17 protein-coding genes, 1 tRNA gene and 1 pseudogene are annotated in these 15,882 nt (G+C 69.5%); 3 read left to right on the top strand and 16 right to left on the bottom strand.

Annotated elements, in window-relative coordinates:
* The first annotated feature begins 75 nt into the window (after nucleotides 1-75).
* On the top strand, nucleotides 76-1,215 hold the full coding sequence (locus AAG688_RS04195) for a PilT/PilU family type 4a pilus ATPase (protein ID WP_411834101.1): 1,140 nt from the start codon (nucleotides 76-78) through the stop codon (nucleotides 1,213-1,215).
* Nucleotides 1,216-1,733: 518 nt separating this feature from the next.
* Here AAG688_RS04195 and maiA read toward each other — a convergent pair.
* The 6 genes and pseudogenes from maiA to rplM form a co-directional block, all read right to left on the bottom strand.
* The gene (maiA, locus tag AAG688_RS04190) at nucleotides 1,734-2,396 is read right to left on the bottom strand and encodes a maleylacetoacetate isomerase (RefSeq protein WP_411834100.1); all 663 of its coding nucleotides are present in this window, start codon (nucleotides 2,394-2,396) and stop codon (nucleotides 1,734-1,736) included.
* 83 nt (nucleotides 2,397-2,479) lie between these two features.
* Nucleotides 2,480-3,466, bottom strand: a pseudogene (locus AAG688_RS04185) (fumarylacetoacetate hydrolase family protein); the annotation flags it as partial.
* A gap of 46 nt (nucleotides 3,467-3,512) precedes the next feature.
* Nucleotides 3,513-4,283: a 2OG-Fe dioxygenase family protein gene (locus AAG688_RS04180; protein ID WP_411834098.1), complete on the bottom strand. Its 771-nt coding sequence runs from the start codon at nucleotides 4,281-4,283 to the stop codon at nucleotides 3,513-3,515.
* Nucleotides 4,284-4,346: 63 nt separating this feature from the next.
* Nucleotides 4,347-4,421: transfer RNA gene (locus AAG688_RS04175), tRNA-Gln, on the bottom strand.
* Nucleotides 4,422-4,493: 72 nt separating this feature from the next.
* A complete protein-coding gene (rpsI, locus tag AAG688_RS04170; protein WP_411834097.1) occupies nucleotides 4,494-4,886 on the bottom strand; it encodes a 30S ribosomal protein S9 in 393 nt (130 codons plus the stop codon).
* 2 nt (nucleotides 4,887-4,888) lie between these two features.
* A complete protein-coding gene (rplM, locus tag AAG688_RS04165) occupies nucleotides 4,889-5,317 on the bottom strand; it encodes a 50S ribosomal protein L13 (RefSeq protein ID WP_411834096.1) in 429 nt (142 codons plus the stop codon).
* Nucleotides 5,318-5,543: 226 nt separating this feature from the next.
* Here rplM and coq7 point away from each other — a divergent pair, with 226 nt between their 5' ends.
* The gene (gene coq7 / locus AAG688_RS04160; RefSeq protein ID WP_411834094.1) at nucleotides 5,544-6,188 is read left to right on the top strand and encodes a 2-polyprenyl-3-methyl-6-methoxy-1,4-benzoquinone monooxygenase; all 645 of its coding nucleotides are present in this window, start codon (nucleotides 5,544-5,546) and stop codon (nucleotides 6,186-6,188) included.
* An 88-nt stretch (nucleotides 6,189-6,276) separates the two neighbouring features.
* Here coq7 and sugE read toward each other — a convergent pair whose 3' ends face one another.
* Together sugE and speD are read right to left on the bottom strand one after the other, a co-directional pair.
* Nucleotides 6,277-6,597, bottom strand: coding sequence for a quaternary ammonium compound efflux SMR transporter SugE (gene sugE, locus AAG688_RS04155; RefSeq protein WP_411834093.1), 321 nt, complete (start codon nucleotides 6,595-6,597; stop codon nucleotides 6,277-6,279).
* A 188-nt stretch (nucleotides 6,598-6,785) separates the two neighbouring features.
* On the bottom strand, nucleotides 6,786-7,580 hold the full coding sequence (gene speD / locus AAG688_RS04150) for an adenosylmethionine decarboxylase (protein WP_411834092.1): 795 nt from the start codon (nucleotides 7,578-7,580) through the stop codon (nucleotides 6,786-6,788).
* A 204-nt stretch (nucleotides 7,581-7,784) separates the two neighbouring features.
* Here speD and crp point away from each other — a divergent pair, with 204 nt between their 5' ends.
* Nucleotides 7,785-8,477 (top strand): cAMP-activated global transcriptional regulator CRP, encoded by a 693-nt coding sequence (gene crp / locus AAG688_RS04145; protein ID WP_411834091.1) that lies wholly within the window; start codon nucleotides 7,785-7,787, stop codon nucleotides 8,475-8,477.
* Nucleotides 8,478-8,572: 95 nt separating this feature from the next.
* Here the strand turns inward: crp and AAG688_RS04140 are convergent, their stop codons facing one another.
* The 8 genes from AAG688_RS04140 to rpe all read right to left on the bottom strand — a co-directional run bounded on the left by AAG688_RS04140 (nucleotide 8,573) and on the right by rpe (nucleotide 15,874).
* Complete coding sequence (locus AAG688_RS04140) at nucleotides 8,573-9,295, bottom strand: haloacid dehalogenase-like hydrolase (protein ID WP_411834090.1); 723 nt, start codon at nucleotides 9,293-9,295, stop codon at nucleotides 8,573-8,575.
* The gene (trpC, locus tag AAG688_RS04135) at nucleotides 9,292-10,086 is read right to left on the bottom strand and encodes an indole-3-glycerol phosphate synthase TrpC (protein WP_411834089.1); all 795 of its coding nucleotides are present in this window, start codon (nucleotides 10,084-10,086) and stop codon (nucleotides 9,292-9,294) included. Before trpC ends, AAG688_RS04140 begins: the two co-directional genes overlap by 4 nt.
* Before the next feature lie 59 nt (nucleotides 10,087-10,145).
* A complete protein-coding gene (locus AAG688_RS04130; RefSeq protein WP_411834088.1) occupies nucleotides 10,146-10,493 on the bottom strand; it encodes an antibiotic biosynthesis monooxygenase family protein in 348 nt (115 codons plus the stop codon).
* Nucleotides 10,490-11,533: an anthranilate phosphoribosyltransferase gene (gene trpD / locus AAG688_RS04125; protein WP_411834087.1), complete on the bottom strand. Its 1,044-nt coding sequence runs from the start codon at nucleotides 11,531-11,533 to the stop codon at nucleotides 10,490-10,492. Before trpD ends, AAG688_RS04130 begins: the two co-directional genes overlap by 4 nt.
* 96 nt (nucleotides 11,534-11,629) lie before the next feature.
* Nucleotides 11,630-12,208 (bottom strand): anthranilate synthase component II, encoded by a 579-nt coding sequence (locus tag AAG688_RS04120; protein WP_411834086.1) that lies wholly within the window; start codon nucleotides 12,206-12,208, stop codon nucleotides 11,630-11,632.
* A gap of 9 nt (nucleotides 12,209-12,217) precedes the next feature.
* Entirely contained in the window at nucleotides 12,218-13,699 is a 1,482-nt protein-coding gene (gene trpE, locus AAG688_RS04115; RefSeq protein ID WP_411834085.1) for an anthranilate synthase component I, read from the bottom strand.
* 152 nt (nucleotides 13,700-13,851) lie between these two features.
* Nucleotides 13,852-14,799, bottom strand: coding sequence for a lipid kinase YegS (gene yegS, locus AAG688_RS04110; protein ID WP_411834083.1), 948 nt, complete (start codon nucleotides 14,797-14,799; stop codon nucleotides 13,852-13,854).
* Between the two features lie 400 nt (nucleotides 14,800-15,199).
* A complete protein-coding gene (rpe, locus tag AAG688_RS04105; RefSeq protein ID WP_411834082.1) occupies nucleotides 15,200-15,874 on the bottom strand; it encodes a ribulose-phosphate 3-epimerase in 675 nt (224 codons plus the stop codon).
* Between the last annotated feature and the right edge of the window lie 8 nt (nucleotides 15,875-15,882).

The raw sequence follows: 15,882 nt of genomic DNA, 5'->3' as shown, positions 1-15,882 counted from the left end.
AGGGGACGCGCGGCCATTGTCTGAAGCCTTTGGCGCCGTTGCAACGCCGCGCCGCGCATCGTGGGGAGATTACATATGGACATCGGCTATTTCCTCAAGCTGATGACCGAGAAGAACGCCTCGGACATGTTCCTGACCACCGGGGCCCCGGTCTACATCAAGATTGAAGGCAAGCTGTACCCGCTGGGCAACACCGGCCTGCCCCCGGGCATGGTGAAGAAGATCGCCTATTCGCTGATGGACGAGGGCCAGGTGCCGGTGTTCGAGCGCGAACTGGAGCTGAACATGGCGATCGCGCTGGCCGACGCCGGGCGCTTCCGCGTCAACGTGTTCAAGCAGCGCGGCGAGGTCGGCATGGTGATCCGCGCGATCCGCAGCGTGATCCCGTCCATCGAGGAGCTGAACCTGCCGCAGGTGCTGAAGGACATCATCATGACCCCGCGCGGGCTGGTGCTGCTGGTCGGCTCCACCGGCTCGGGCAAGTCCACCTCGCTGGCGTCGATGATCGACTACCGCAACAGCAACACCACCGGCCACATCCTCACCATCGAGGATCCGATCGAGTACCTGCACCGGCACAAGCAGTCGATCGTCAACCAGCGCGAGGTCGGCCTGGACACCCACGCCTTCCACAACGCGCTGAAGAACGCGATGCGCGAGGCGCCGGACGTCATCCTGATCGGCGAGATCCTCGACGCCACCACGATGGAGGCGGCCATCGCCTTCGCCGAGACCGGCCACCTGTGCCTGGCGACGCTGCACTCCAACAACGCCGACCAGACCATCGAGCGCATCCTCAACTTCTTCCCCGAGAGCGCGCACAAGAACGTGCTGATGAACCTGGCGCTGAACCTGCGCGCGGTGGTCTCGCAGCGCCTGGTCAAGGGCGTGGACGGCCGCCGCCTGCCCGCCGCCGAGGTGTTGATCAACACGCCGATGATCCGCGACCTGCTGCGCCGCGGCCAGGTGCACGAGATCAAGCAGGCGATGGAGGCCTCGCTGGAGGAAGGCATGGAGTCGTTCGACCAGTGCCTGTTCCGGATGGTCAAGGAAGGCCGCATCGAGCAGGAGGAGGCGCTGCGCGCGGCCGACTCGCGCGACGGCCTGGCGCTGAAGTTCCGACTGTCCGAGGGCTCCAGCGGCGAGCACGACCCCTACGCCGACTACAGCGGCGGCGCGGGCGGTTCGTCGCAGATCACCCACGGCTTCGGCTAGCCAGGCAGCGGAGCAAGCTCCGCTCTACATCGCCCCTTGTAGAGCCGAGCTTGCTCGGCTGCTTTTGCCCGACAACAGGCGATCCTTCAGCCGGCCTGCGCATCCGGCGGGTTCTTCCGGCCGTACCCGCTCCGGCCGGGCAACACCAGGCAGCGGAGCAAGCTCCGCTCTACATCGCCCCTTGTAGAGCCGAGCTTGCTCGGCTGCTTTGGCTCGATGACGCGTGGTCCTTCAGCCGGACTGCGCGTCCGGCGGGTTCTCCGGCCGTACCCGCTCCGGCGGCAACACCAAGGAGCGGAGCAAGCTCCGCTCTACGCCCTTTCTTGTAGAGCCGAGCTTGCTCGGCTGCTTTTGCCCGACAACAGGCGATCCTTCGGCCGGCCTGCGCATCCGGCGGATTCTTCCGGTCGTACCCGCTCCGGCCGGGCGACACCAGGCAGCGGAGCAAGCTCCGCTCTACGCGCTTTCCTGTAGAGCCGAGCTTGCTCGGCTGCTTTGGCTCGATGACGCGTGGTTCTTCAGCCCGGCTGCGCGTCCGGCTGGTTCTCCGGCCGCGCCCGCTCGAACGCCGGCAGCGCCAGGCAGGCTTCCTCGATCCGGGTGATGGTCGGGAACGCGCTCAGGTCCACGCCGAAGCGGCGCGCGTTGAATACCTGCGGCACCAGGCAGCAGTCGGCCAGCCCGGGGGTGTTGCCGTGGCAGTAGGTGCCGGTGGCGGCCTCCTGCGACAGCAGCGTCTCCATCGCGGTGAAGCCCTCGAGGATCCAGTGGCGGATCCAGTCGTCGCGCTCGCTCTGCGGCACCTTCCAGGTGTGCTCGAAATACTGCAGCACGCGCAGGTTGTTGAGCGGATGGATGTCGCTGGCCACCATCTGCGCCAGCGCGCGCACGCGGGCGCGGTCGCGCGCGGTCATCGGCAGCAGGCGCGGCGAAGGCCAGGCCTCGTCCAGGTATTCGAGGATGGCGACCGACTGCCGGATCACCCGCGCGCCATGCTGCAGCGTCGGCACCATGTGCTGCGGATTCTTGGCCACGTACTCGGGCCGGTGCTGCTGGCCGCCGTCGCGGACCAGGTGCACCGGCACGGTCTCATAGGCCAGCCCCTTCAGGTTCAGGCCGATGCGGACGCGATAGGCCGCACTCGAACGCCAGTACGAGTACAGCCTCAGTTGTTCACCCATGCCACCGCCCCCACGGTCTGGCCGCCATTGCCGATCCTTCCTGTCCGTCCCTGGACGCGGCCTGCCCCAAGGGGCGCCGGCGACGGCAAGGGTTGTTGTTCGATGCGTTGTTCTATCACACCGAAAACGCTTTGGCCGTCACGATCGAGCATTTCGATGCGGACCACGTCGCCGAAGCCCATGAACGGGGTGCTGGGCTTGCCGTCGCGCAGGGTTTCCACCGTGCGCTGCTCGGCGAAGCACGAGGCGCCCCTGGAGGTGTCCTCGTTGGCGATGGTGCCCGAGCCGACGATCGTGCCGGCCGACAGCGGCCGCGTCCTGGCCGCGTGCGCGACCAGTTGGGCGAAATCGAACTGCATGTCCACGCCGGCCTCAGGCGCGCCGAACCACTTGCCGTTGATGTGGGTGAGCAGCGGCAGGTGGACCTTGTTGCCGCGCCAGGCGTCGCCCAGCTCGTCCGGGGTGACGAACACCGGCGACAGCGCCGAGCGCGGCTTGGACTGCAGGAAGCCGAAGCCCTTGGCCAGTTCCGGCGGGATCAGGTTGCGCAGCGAGACGTCGTTGACCAGGCCGATCAGCTGGATGTGGCCGGCGGCCTGCCCAGGCGTGACCGCCATCGGCACGTCGTCGGTGATCACGACGATCTCGGCCTCCAGGTCGATGCCGTAGTCTGCGCTGACCACCTTGACCGGATCGCGCGGGCCGTAGAAGCCAGCGCTGGTGGCCTGGTACATCAGCGGGTCGGTGTAGAAGCTCTCCGGCACCTCGGCGCCGCGCGCGCGGCGCACGCGCTCGACGTGCGGCAGGTAGGCGCTGCCGTCGACGAACTCGTAGGCGCGCGGCAGCGGCGCGGCCAAGGTGTTGAAATCGACGTCGAACTCGCCGTCCGCCTGCCCGGCGTCGAGCGCCTGGTACAGCGCGTTCAAGCGCGGCGCGGCGTTGGACCAGTCCTCCAGCGCCTGCTGAAGGGTGGCGGCGATGCCGGTGGCGCGCACCGCGCGGGACAGATCGCGGGAAACGACGATCAGCGTGCCGTCGCGCCCACCTTCCTTCAAAGAACCCAGTTTCATGCCGACTCCCGTTCTCGCCGTCCGGCGATTGTTTCAACTGAAACGATTATGCCGGCATCCCCGCCGCAGGTACATCGTCGCCACCCTCGCCCTGGAATCCGCCGGCACGGTAGGTCAGCACCAGGGTATCGCGGTGGCCGCGCTCGCCCAGCGGCTGGATCGGCGTCGATTCGTGGATGACGCGCTCGTCGTCGAGCAGGATCATCGACCACGGCGCGGTCAGGGTGAAGCGCTGGCCGTCCGGCCCGGCCGCCGCGAACACCCGCGTCTCGCCGCCCTTGATGCCGGCCCGGTCCACCAGCAGCACCGCCACCAGGTCCACGCCGTCGCGATGCGCGCCTTCCGGGGTCGGCCGGCCGATGCCGTCGGTGGTGTCGATGCGGAACTGGTGCGCCTCGACGAACCAGCGCGTGGCGCCCTTGAGCGCCGTCGCGGTGCGCGCCAGCGCGCCCAGCAGGCCGGGCCAGGCCGGGCTGGCGACGACGGCCGCGTCCATCGGCTCGAACCAGCGCTGCATGCCGCCGTGCAGGGCGTTGTAGTCCAGCGACTGCCAGTGCGCGCGGTGCGGCGCCTGGCGGGGCTGGCCGTCGTCGACGACGAAGCAGGAATGGCGGCGGCGACGGTAGCGGCCGCCGTCCTTCAGGTAGGTATCCGGCGGCAGCTCGTCCCAACTGGACTTGAGCGCGTCCAGCGCCGCCAGCGGGAAGCCGCACAGTTCCACCACCGTGGCCGGCTCCAGCACCGCGTAGCCGCGCTGGCGCAGGTGCGCCGGGTATTCGCCATGCGGTGAGAAAGGCGGCAGGAAAGTGGCGACCATGCGCGATGCGACCCCGGCAATGCAAAAACCCGCACGAGGCGGGTTTCTGCGGTCCTTCGAATTTGGCAGCCCCGGATGGATTCGAACCACCGAATGCCTGAGTCAGAGTCAGGTGCCTTACCGCTTGGCGACGGGGCTATGGAGCGATTGTAACGCCTTTGCCGGGCGATTCGCACGTCTGCGCGCGAACCGCCGGCAGGGCCAGCGCGATCAGCGCTTGGAGAACTGGGTGGCGCGGCGGGCCTTGTGCAGACCGACCTTCTTGCGCTCGACCTCGCGCGCGTCGCGGGTCATGAACCCGGCCTTGCGCAGTTCGCCCTTCAAGGTCTCGTCGTATTCCACCAGCGCGCGGGCGATGCCCAGGCGGATGGCGCCGGCCTGGCCGGTGGTGCCGCCGCCGGTGGCGGTGACGACGATGTCGAAGCTCTCGGTGTTCTTGGTCAGCTCCAGCGGCTGGCGCACGATCATGCGCGCGGTCTCGCGGCCGAAGAACTCGTCCAGCGGACGACCGTTGACCGAGATGTTGCCGGTGCCCTTGCGCAGGAACACGCGGGCGGTGGAGGACTTGCGACGGCCGGTGCCGTAGTTCTGAGTGATAGCCATGATTAGATGTCCAGGACCTGCGGCTGCTGGGCGGCGTGCGGATGGTTCGGGCCGGCGTAGACCTTGAGCTTGCGATACATGTCGCGGCCCAGCGGGCCCTTCGGCAGCATGCCCTTGACCGCGATCTCGATCACGCGCTCGGGGTGGCGCTCCAGCGCCTGGGCCAGGTTCTCGGTCTTGAGGTTGCCGATGTAGCCGGTGAAGCGGTGATACATCTTGTCCTGCAGCTTCTTGCCGGTGACGGCGATCTTCTCGGCGTTGATCACCACCAGGTAATCGCCGGTATCGACGTGCGGGGTATAGACGGGCTTGTGCTTGCCGCGCAGGCGGCGGGCCAGTTCGGTGGACAGCCGGCCCAGGGTCTTGCCGGTGGCGTCGACGAGGTACCAGTCGCGCTGGACGGTCTCGGACTTGGCGGTGAACGTAGTCATTGAGGAGCTCTTGGATTGGTCGGGCGGATTCCGGCGCGACCGCCCTCCGGAACTTTGCCACGCGTTGTGAACTGCGGGACGTAAGAAGCGGGATTGTAGCCGGGCCCGCCGGCACATGCAAACCCGCCCCCCACCGGCCTCCCCCGGCCGGCTTGGCAGGACCGCGGCGCGCGGCGAGAATCGGGGCCATCGTCCCCGTCCAGGCCCGCCCACAGCGCCCACCCGCATGTCCGCCCCCCGCCTGCATACCCCGCTCGACCGCTTCATCGTCGAGACCCAGCGCGCGCTGGAAACCGTCTTCGGCGACCCGCCGGCGCGCCGCCCCAACCCGGCCGCCGGCATCCCGGAAATGGCGCTGGAGCAGGACCAGCAGCGCCACGCCGCCGGCCTGATGCGGATCAACCACGTCGGCGAGGTCTGTGCGCAGGGGCTGTACTTCGGCCAGGCGGCGGTGGCCCGCGACCCCGGCACCCGCGACCACCTGCTCGAAGCGGCGCAGGAGGAGACCGACCACCTCGCCTGGTGTGCCGATCGCCTGCGCGAACTGGACAGCCGCCCCAGCCTGTTCAACCCGCTCTGGTACGCGGGCAGCTACGCGCTGGGCGCGCTGGCCGGCCTGCGCGGGGACGGCTGGAGCCTGGGCTTCGTGGTCGAGACCGAGCACCAGGTCGAGGCGCACCTGGACGAGCACCTGGAGACCCTGCCGGCGGGCGACCTGCGCAGCCGCCGGATCCTCGAGGTGATGAAGGCCGACGAGGCCCGCCACGCCGAGCAGGCCCGGCAGGCCGGCGCGCGGGTGCTGCCGCCGCCGATCCCGGCCCTGATGGCCGGCGCCTCGAAGCTGATGAAGGCGATCGCCTACCGGCTTTGATTCGCCGGTGGGGGCGACGTGAGTCGCGGGGGGCATTCATGGGAAAGCCCCTCGCGACTCACGTCGCTCCCACCGGGGCATTCCGCGCTCAGGCCGGCGAGGCCAGCTTCAGCCCGATCACGCCGGCCACGATCAGGCCGATGCACAGCAGCCGCGCCGGGGTGACGCTCTCGGCGAACAGCGCGATGCCCAGGGTCGCCACGCCGACCGCGCCGATGCCGGTCCACACCGCGTAGGCGGTACCGACCGGGATCGCCTTCAGCGCCTGGGTCAGCAGCCACAGGCTGACCGCCGCCGCCGCCGCCGTGCCCAGGCTGGGCCACAGGCGGGTGAAGCCCTCGGTGTACTTGAGGCCGATCGCGAATCCGATCTCGAACAGGCCGGCCAGCAGCAGGTAGATCCAGGCCATGGGGTTTCTCCGGTCATCCAGTCATGCAGAAAGAAAAAGCGGCCCGGAGCCTTCGCTCCGGACCGCCGTCGGTCTACGTTTGCGGCGCTTTAGCCACCGCATGCGGGCCGTCCCGCCGTTTTCAGCCGCGCCAGTCTAGCCGCGCCTGCCCGAACCGGATGTAACCCGGCCGCGGGCGCGGCGCCGGCTCACTCGACCAGGTTGCGGCCGTGGAACAGTTCCTCGATCTCGCGCTTGAGCAGCGCCTCGATCTTCATCCGCTCCTTGAACGAGAGGTTCTTGGCCTTCTCCTCGAACAGGTACTGGTCCAGGTCGAAGTCCTTCAGGTGCATCTTGGTGTGGAAGATGTTCTCCTGGTAGACGTTGACGTCGAACATCTCGTAGCGGGCCTTGATGTTCTTGGCCAGGAAGTTCTGGATCGAGTTGATCTTGTGGTCGATGTAGTGCTTCTTGCCCTTGATGTCGCGGGTGAAGCCGCGCACCCGGTAGTCCATGATGACGATGTCCGACTCCAGGCTCTCGATCAGGTAGTTGAGCGCCTTCAGCGGCGAGATCACGCCGCAGGTGGCCACGTCGATGTCCGCGCGGAAGGTGGCGATGCCGTGCTGCGGATGGGTCTCCGGGTAGGTGTGGACGGTGATGTGGCTCTTGTCCATGTGCGCCACCACGGCGTCGGAGATCAGCTCCTTGCCGGCCGCCTTCTTGTCGATCACCGGCTCTTCCGAGATCAGGATCGTCACCGACGCGCCCTGCGGATCGTAGTCCTGGCGGGCGATGTTGAGGATGTTGGCGCCGATAATCTCCGCCACATCGGTGAGGATCTGGGTCAGGCGATCGGCGTTGTATTCCTCGTCGATGTACTCGATGTAGCGCTGCCGCTCCTCCTCGGAGACGGCGTAGCAGACATCGTAGATGTTGAAGCTCAGCGCCTTGGTCAGGTTGTTGAAACCTTGCAGCCGCAGGCGAGGCAGTGGTTTGACCACGGCGGGAGTCCCTCTTGGGGGTGGCGGAAAGAGGGGCGCGATTATGCGGCATACGGCGTGACAACGAAATGTCCCGCGCCGGCCGGTGCCAGCCATGCTGGCGGGCTGGCGGCAAGCCCCCCGGCGGAGTGGCCCACGGCTTGCATGGCCGGGGTTTGCCGTCGGCCACGTGTTCAGACTAAGCTTCAGGAATTGGACTTCCCGATGACCATGAACCCAGGCCTCCCCTATTCCACTCCGGCACGCACCGCCGCCAGCCCGCTGATGCCGGATGCCGCCGCGATAGAGCGCTTCCTGGCCCATAGCCACCGGCGCCGCTATCCCGCCCGTGCCGACGTGTTCCGCCCCGGCGACCCGGCCGGGACGCTGTACTACGTGGTCAGCGGCTCGGTCAGCATCATCACCGAGGAAGACGACGACCGCGAGCTGGTGCTGGGTTACTTCGGCGCCGGCGAGTTCGTCGGCGAGATGGGGCTGTTCATCGAGTCGGACCGCCGCGAGGTCATCCTGCGCACCCGCACCCAGTGCGAACTGGCGGAAATCAGCTACGAGCGCGTGCAGCAGCTGTTCCTCGGCTCGCTGGCCGCCGATGCGCCCAAGCTGCTGTACTCGATCGGCGCCCAGCTGTCGCGCCGGCTGCTGGACACCAGCCGCAAGGCCAGCCGGCTGGCCTTCCTCGACGTCACCGACCGCATCGTGCGCACCCTGCACGACCTGGCGCGCGAGCCGGAGGCGATGAGCCATCCGCAGGGAACGCAGTTGCGGGTATCGCGGCAGGAGCTGGCCCGGCTGGTCGGCTGCTCGCGCGAGATGGCCGGCCGCGTGCTGAAGAAGCTGCAGGCCGATGGCGCGCTGCATGCGCGCGGCAAGACCGTGGTGCTGTACGGCACGCGCTGAAGCCATCAGTTGTCCCTGGTGGGAGCGACGTCAGTCGCGACCGGACGTTGCCCGTCGCGACTGACGTCGCTCCCACCAGGACATGCGATTGGCGCTCAGCCGACCGGATCGCCGCCGCGGTCCGCACAGCCCCAGTTGAGGATCGGCGTGCCGGCCGGCAGCACGCGGCGGAACATCTCCACCCGGCCATGCTTGGGATTGACCACGACCGGGCGCCGGGCCGCCTGCAGCAGCGGCAGGTCGGCGCTGCTGTCCGAATAGGCCACCGCCACCTCGCCGTAGCCGCGCTCGCGCAGCATGCGCATCTTTTCCTCGTTGTGGCAGTGGCGCGTGGCCACCACCGCGCCCAACCGCGGGCCGACCGCGGTGCCGACCACCGGCACGTCCTCGTGGGCGACGAAGCCGAGGATGGCGCGCGCCAGTTCCGGCGGCGCGCCGGTGGCCACGACGACGCGGTCGCCGGCCTCGCGATGGCCGCGCAGCACCTCCAGCGCGATCGGCAGCAGGCGCCGGCGCAGTTCCTGCCGGTGGGTGGCGACGTAGTGGTCGATCAGGGCGTCGAAACTGCGCCGGCCCGGCAGGCCGAAGGTGCCGATCCAGATGTAGCCGGAAATGCCGCGGCGGCGCGTCGGCAGCATCGCCACCATCGGCCCCAGCAGCACCGAGGCCAGCAGCGCCACCGCGCTGCGCAGCGGGTTGCGCAGGATCAGCCACTTCACCAGGTGGCCGCCGGAATCGCCGTCGTACAGCGTGTGGTCGAAGTCGAACACCACCAGCGGCGCATCGGGCCGCGGGGCGGGGCGGGGCGTGTCGCTCATGCGCCGAAGAATAGCTGACGCAGCGCCTCGCCCGGCTCGTCGGCGCGCATGAAGGTCTCGCCGACCAGGAACGCGTCCACGCCGGCGGCGCGCATCCTGACCACGTCGGCGGGCGCGAGGATGCCGCTCTCGGTGACCAGCAGGCGGTCGCGCGGCACCGCGTCCTTCATCGACAGGGTGGTCTCCAGCGAGACCTCGAAGGTGCGCAGGTTGCGGTTGTTGATGCCGACCAGCGGCACCGGCACCTGCAGCGCGCGCTCCAGCTCGTCGATGTCGTGCACCTCGACCAGCACGTCCATGCCCAGTTGCATCGCCAGCCCGGCCAGCTCGACCAGCTGCCCGTCGTCCAGCGCGGCGACGATCAGCAGGATGCAGTCGGCGCCGAGCGCGCGCGCCTCGTACACCTGGTAGGGATCGACGGTGAAGTCCTTGCGCAGCACCGGCAGCGTGCAGGCCTCGCGCGCCTGTCGCAGGTAGTCGTCGGCGCCCTGGAAGAAATCCACGTCGGTCAGCACCGACAGGCAGGCCGCGCCGCCGAACTCGTAGCTCACCGCGATGTCGGCCGGGCGGAAATCCGGCCGGATCACGCCCTTGGACGGGCTGGCCTTCTTCACCTCCGCGATCACCGCCGGATCGCCTTGCGCGATCGCCATGTTCAGGGCATCGGCGAAGCCGCGCGCCGGCGGCATCGCCTGCGCGCGCGCGGCCAGTTCGGACAATGGCGTGCGCGCGCTGCGTTCGCTGATTTCCTCGCGCTTGCGGGCGAGGATGGTGTCGAGGATGTCGCTCATGCTGTCCCTGGGAATCGCCGCCGGCCGTGCGGCGAGCGCGCATTCTCGCATGCGCCGCTCTACGCTTCCCGTTTCCAGCCGTAGGCGCGCTCGACCTTGGCCACGCGCAGTTCGTAGCGATCGTACCAGTCGCGCCGGCCCTGCCCGCGCGCGAGGGCGTGCTCGGGATGCTCGCGCCAGTCGCGGATGGCCTCCTCGCTTTCCCAGTAGGTGACGGTGATGCCGAAGCCGTCCGCGCCACGGATCGATTCGGCGCCCAGGAAACCCGGCTGCGCCTGCGCCAGTTCCACCATCCGCTGCGCAGTGGCCGCATAGCCCGCCTCGTCGCGCGGACTGCGCGTGGAGGTGAACACGACCATGTAGTAGGGCGGCCTGGGCAAGCGCGCGAAACCGTCTTCTGTCGTCATCGTTGCTCTCCTGCCGCCAGCGCCCGGGTGGTGGAAACGAAGTCCTGCAGCCTTGCCATCGCGCGGCCGTCGGCGATGGCCTGGCGCGCCATGCCGATGCCGTCGGCGAAGCTGTCCGCCACGCCGGCCACGTACAGCGCCGCGCCGGCGTTGAGCGCGACGATCTCGCGCGCCGGGCCGGGGCGGTTGTCCAGCACGCCGAGCAGCATCGCCTTCGATTCGGCCGCATCGCCGACGCGCAGGTTGCGGCTGGCGGCCATCGCGATGCCGAAGTCCTCCGGGTGCACCTCGTACTCGCGCACCACGCCGTCGCGCAGCTCGCCGACCAGGCTGGCCGCGCCCAGCGAGAGCTCGTCCATGCCGTCGCGCCCCCACACCACCAGCGCGCGCCGCGCGCCCAGCTCGTGCAGCACGCGTGCCTGGATGCCGACCAGGTCCGGATGGAACACGCCCATCAGGATGTTCGGCGCGCCGGCCGGATTGGTCAGCGGACCGAGGATGTTGAAGATGGTGCGCACGCCCATCTCGCGGCGCACCGGCGCGACCACCTTCATCGCCGGATGGTGGACCGGCGCGAACATGAAGCCGATGCCGGTGCGCGCGATCGACTCGGCCACCTGCGCCGGTTGCAGCTCGATGGACGCGCCCAGCGCCTCCAGCACGTCGGCGCTGCCGGAACTGGAGGAAACGCTGCGGTTGCCGTGCTTGGCCACCTTGGCCCCGGCCGCGGCGGCCACGAACATCGAGCAGGTGGAGATGTTGAAGGTGCGCGATCCGTCGCCGCCGGTGCCGACGATGTCGACCAGGCGCTCGCGATCGTCCACCTCCACCGTGCGCGAGAACTCGCGCATCACCGTCGCCGCGCCGGCGATCTCGCCGACGGTTTCCTTCTTCACGCGCAGGCCGGTGAGGATGGCGGCGGTCATCGCCGGCGAGACGTCGCCGCGCATGACCTGGCGCATCAGATCGACCATCTCGTCGTGGAAGATCTCGCGGTGCTCGATGGTGCGCTGGAGGGCTTCTTGCGGAGTGAGGGGCATGGTGATTCTCGTGGGAGCGACGCGAGTCGCGGCCTGGCGCTGCGGGATTCTATCCGTCGCGACTCACGTCGCTCCCACAGGGAGATGGCGGGGATTTCATCGTTGCAGGAAGTTGTTCAGCAGCGCATGGCCATGCTCGGTCAGGATCGACTCGGGATGGAACTGCACGCCTTCCACCGGATGCTCGCGGTGGCGCAGGCCCATGATTTCCTCGAAGGAACCGTCGTCGTTCTCGGTCCAGGCGGTGATCTCCAGGCTGTCCGGCAGCGAGGCGCGCTCGACCACCAGCGAGTGGTAGCGGGTGGCCTCGTAGCGGTCCGGCAGGCCGGCGAACACGCCCCTGCCCTCGTGGCGGATGCGCGAGGTCTTGCCGTGCATGATGCGCCCGGCGCGGATCACCCTGCCGCCATAGGCCTGGCCGATGCCCTGGTGGCCCAGGCACACGCCCAGGATCGGCGTGGTCGGCCCCAGCCGCTCGATCACCTCCAGCGACACGCCGGCCTCGTTGGGCGTGCACGGGCCGGGCGAGATGACGATGCGCTCGGGCGCCAGCCGCCGTATCTCGTCCACCGTCAGCGCGTCGTTGCGCACCACCTGCACCTCTGCGCCCAGCGACTGCAGGTACTGCACGAGGTTCCAGGTGAAGCTGTCGTAGTTGTCGATCATCAGGATCATGGCGTCACCTCACAGTCCCTTCGCCGCTTCGGCCACCGCGCGGAACAGCGCGCGGCCCTTGTTCATCGTCTCGTCCCATTCCTTCCGCGGATCCGAGTCGTGGACGATGCCGGCGCCGGCCTGCACGTGCAGGCGGCCGTCCTTGATGACGGCGGTGCGGATGGCGATGGCGGTATCGGCGTCGCCGTGCCAGCCGAGGTAACCGATGCTGCCGGCGTAGACGTTGCGCTTGATCGGCTCCAGTTCGCGGATGACCTCCAGCGCGCGGATCTTCGGCGCGCCGCTGACGGTGCCGGCCGGGAACGTCGCGCGCAGCACGTCGGCATAGCTCAGGCCCGGCAGCAGCTTGCCGGTGACCTCGCTGACGATGTGCATGACGTGGCTGTAGCGCTCGATCACGAACTGCTCGCCGACCTGCACGCTGCCGGCCTCGGAGACGCGGCCGGCGTCGTTGCGGCCCAGGTCGATCAGCATCAGGTGCTCGGCGCGCTCCTTGGGATCGGCCAGCAGTTCGGCTTCCAGCGCCAGGTCCTCGTCATGGGTCGCGCCGCGCGGGCGGGTGCCGGCGATCGGGCGCACGGTGACCTCGCCGTCCTGCAGGCGCACCAGGATTTCCGGCGACGACCCGACCACCTGGGTGTCGCCGGTGTCGAGGAAATACATGTACGGCGAGGGATTGAGCGCGCGCAGCGCGCGGTAGACGTCGACCGGGCGCGCGTTGAACGGCACGCTCAGGCGCTGGCTCAGCACCACCTGGAAGATGTCGCCGGCGCGGATGTATTCCTTCGACTTCTCCACCGCGGCGATGAAGCCCTCGCGGGTGAAGCCGGAAACGAAGTCGGCCTCGTCCAGCGCCGCCGGCTGCAGGGTTTCCGGGTAGCCGGCGCCGGCATGGCGCAGGCGGTGGTTGAGCGCGTCGAGCCGGCGGTTGGCGCGCGCCCACGCCTGCGGCTGGCCAGGATCGGCGTGCACGATCAGGTACAGGCGGCCCTTGAGGTTGTCGAACACCGCCACTTCCTCGCTGAGCATCAGCAGGATGTCGGGGGTGCCGAGTTCGTCGCGGCGCGCGCCGCCGCTGGCGGCCAGGCGCGGCTCGATGTACTCGACGCACTCGAAGCCGAACCAGCCGACCAGGCCGCCGGTGAAGCCGGGCAGGCCGTCGAGCCGGGGGACCGAGTGTTCGCTGCGCAGGCGCTCGACCTCGGCGAAGGGATCGGCGACCTCGCGGGTCTCGACGGCCTCGCCCAGTTCGCTGACGGTCAGCGTGCGGCCGTGGAAGGCGTACACGCGGGTGGCCGGCAGGCCGATGATCGAATAGCGGCCGAAGCGCTCGCCGCCCTCGACCGATTCGAACAGGTAGCTGTAGGGCCCGTCGGCGAGCTTCAGGTAGACCGACAGCGGCGTGTCCAGATCGGACAGCACCTCGCGGACGACGGGGATGCGGGTATGGCCTTCAGCGGCGTGGCGCTGGAACTGTTCTTGCGAAATCAAGCGGGCTTTCCTTCCGGGATGCGGTGACGTGGCGGGCGACGGCAACGGGCCACCATCGCCAGCAAGGGCGCACGGAAGAACGGGAAAGCTGGCGCGTCGTGGGGAACATGCGCGCTACTTTACCCCATCGCCGCGGCCGCGGGCGGTCGCGCTCAGGCCGCAGGCGCCGCGCCGCGCGACAGCAGCGGGCAACCGGCCGGCAGGCGCGCGCGGATGCGCGCGGCGACGCACTCGATGCGGAAGCGGCGCGCCTCCAGCGGCTCGCCGTCGAGGTTGAGCGTCATCGGCGCGGCCGCGTCGATTTCCACCCACGGCAGCCGCGCGCGCACCGCCGCGCGTTCCAGCGCGGCGGCCTTGCCCGCGGTCACCAGCGTGCCGAGCGTGGCGGCGAGCTCGCCGGACATTTCCGGCACCACGGTCAGGTCCAGCAGGCCGTCGTCGACCCGCGCTTCCGGGCACAGCGCCTGCCCGCCGCCGGCCTGGCGGCCGTTGCCGATGCCCAGGGCGATGAAGTCGCCTTCCCAGTCGAAATCCGGGCCCTGCAGGCGCGCGCGGATCGGCTCGATGCGGCCCAGCCGGGCGATGCCGGTGAGCAGGTAGGCCAGGCCGCCGAGCATCTTCTTCAGGCCCTCGTCGGTCTCCACCGTCACCTCGGTGCCGAAGCCGCCGCTGGCCAGGTTGGCGCACCAGTGCGTGGCGCCGCCGCTTTCGATCCTCAGCAGGTCCATCGGCGCGGCCGGCGCGGACAGCGCCAGTTCCAGCGCTTCGGCGGGTCCTTCGGGCAGGCCGGCGGCGGCGGCGAGGTCGTTGGCGGTGCCCAGCGGCAGGATCGCCAGCGCGGGCAACCGCTGCGCCGGTTCGGCACGCTGCGCCAGCGCGGCGGCCACCTCGCTGACGGTGCCGTCGCCGCCAGCGGCGATCAGCGTGTCCGCGCCCTCGGCGATGGCCTCGTCCACGTAGCGGGCGGCGTCGCCGCTTTCCCAGGTCACGCGCACGTGCAGGCGATCGCCGCGCGCGCGGCAGGCGGCGACCGACTCGCGCAGATCGTCGTCGCCGGCGGACTTGCCGTTGAGGATCAGCCAGCCGTGGCGATGCGTCATGGCGTTGCGGGTGGGGAAAGCGCCGAGCTTAGCCGACGCCGGTGCAGGTGGAGTGAGGAAGAGGGCCGGGTTTCAGGTGGAGTCGCCATCGAGGCGCCTCTTCCTTCGTTTGCGTTCGATGGGGCGTGGGAGAGGCGGGAAAGCGCCCTCATCCGCCCCTGCGGGGGGCACCCCGTATCAAGTACGGGGCAGGCCCTTCTCCCGCAGGCGGGAGAAGGGAGGCGACCTTCTCCACACGTCCTCCAAGAACAAGGCGCGTTGTCATCGTCCGGTCATCGGGACCGCGCAGCATGGAAGGCCATAGCAGGGACGACGGGCGGAGGCGGGATAAGCCTCCAGTATCCACGGAGCCGATGCCCGCGAGGGCATCGGCTCCATTCCATGCCGGAACGCCGGCGGCTTACCGCGCCGCAGCCACCGCCGCGCGCATCCGCGCGATGACGTCGGCGTAGTCGGACGCGTTGAAGATGGCCGAGCCGGCGACGAAGGCGTCAGCGCCGGCGGCGGCAATCTCGCCGATGTTGTCGGCCTTGACCCCACCGTCGATCTCCAGCCGGACGTCGCGGCCGGACGCGTCGATCTTCCCGCGCACCGCGCGCAGCTTGTCCAGCGCCGAGGGGATGAACGCCTGCCCGCCGAAGCCCGGGTTGACCGACATCAGCAGCACCAGATCCAGTTCGTCCAGCACCCAGTCCAGCACGTCCACCGGCGTGGCCGGGTTGAGCACCAGCCCGGCCTGGCAGCCGTGCGACTTGATCAGCTGCACGGTGCGGTGGACGTGGCGGCTGGCCTCGGGGTGGAAGCTGATGATGCTGGCGCCGGCGGCGGCGAAGTCCGGCACGATGCGATCCACCGGCTCGACCATCAGGTGCACGTCGATCGGCGCGGTGACGCCATGCTTGCGCAGCGCCTGGCACACCATCGGGCCGATGGTCAGGTTGGGCACGTAGTGGTTGTCCATCACGTCGAAGTGCACCCAGTCGGCGCCGGCGGCGAGCACGTCGTCCACCTCCTGCCCGAGGCGGGCGAAGTCAGCCGAGAGGATGGACGGGGCGATGATGCAGGGCCTGGACATGGAATCGG

Origin of the sequence: Pseudoxanthomonas mexicana, from assembly GCF_046736355.1 — a bacterium.
GTDB classification, from domain to species: domain Bacteria; phylum Pseudomonadota; class Gammaproteobacteria; order Xanthomonadales; family Xanthomonadaceae; genus Pseudoxanthomonas_A; species Pseudoxanthomonas_A mexicana_B.
The sequence above is the reverse complement of the archived record's forward strand: the minus strand, read 5'-3'. Positions and strand labels throughout refer to the sequence as shown.

Coding starts and splice junctions, on each gene's coding strand:
- AAG688_RS04195 (WP_411834101.1), top strand. CDS start 76: ATGGACATCGGCTATTTCCTCAAGCTGATGACCGAGAAGAACGCCTCG.
- maiA (WP_411834100.1), bottom strand. CDS start 2,396: ATGGGTGAACAACTGAGGCTGTACTCGTACTGGCGTTCGAGTGCGGCC.
- AAG688_RS04180 (WP_411834098.1), bottom strand. CDS start 4,283: ATGGTCGCCACTTTCCTGCCGCCTTTCTCACCGCATGGCGAATACCCG.
- rpsI (WP_411834097.1), bottom strand. CDS start 4,886: ATGGCTATCACTCAGAACTACGGCACCGGCCGTCGCAAGTCCTCCACC.
- rplM (WP_411834096.1), bottom strand. CDS start 5,317: ATGACTACGTTCACCGCCAAGTCCGAGACCGTCCAGCGCGACTGGTAC.
- coq7 (WP_411834094.1), top strand. CDS start 5,544: ATGTCCGCCCCCCGCCTGCATACCCCGCTCGACCGCTTCATCGTCGAG.
- sugE (WP_411834093.1), bottom strand. CDS start 6,597: ATGGCCTGGATCTACCTGCTGCTGGCCGGCCTGTTCGAGATCGGATTC.
- crp (WP_411834091.1), top strand. CDS start 7,785: ATGACCATGAACCCAGGCCTCCCCTATTCCACTCCGGCACGCACCGCC.
- AAG688_RS04140 (WP_411834090.1), bottom strand. CDS start 9,295: ATGAGCGACACGCCCCGCCCCGCCCCGCGGCCCGATGCGCCGCTGGTG.
- trpC (WP_411834089.1), bottom strand. CDS start 10,086: ATGAGCGACATCCTCGACACCATCCTCGCCCGCAAGCGCGAGGAAATC.
- AAG688_RS04130 (WP_411834088.1), bottom strand. CDS start 10,493: ATGACGACAGAAGACGGTTTCGCGCGCTTGCCCAGGCCGCCCTACTAC.
- trpD (WP_411834087.1), bottom strand. CDS start 11,533: ATGCCCCTCACTCCGCAAGAAGCCCTCCAGCGCACCATCGAGCACCGC.
- AAG688_RS04120 (WP_411834086.1), bottom strand. CDS start 12,208: ATGATCCTGATGATCGACAACTACGACAGCTTCACCTGGAACCTCGTG.
- yegS (WP_411834083.1), bottom strand. CDS start 14,799: ATGACGCATCGCCACGGCTGGCTGATCCTCAACGGCAAGTCCGCCGGC.
- rpe (WP_411834082.1), bottom strand. CDS start 15,874: ATGTCCAGGCCCTGCATCATCGCCCCGTCCATCCTCTCGGCTGACTTC.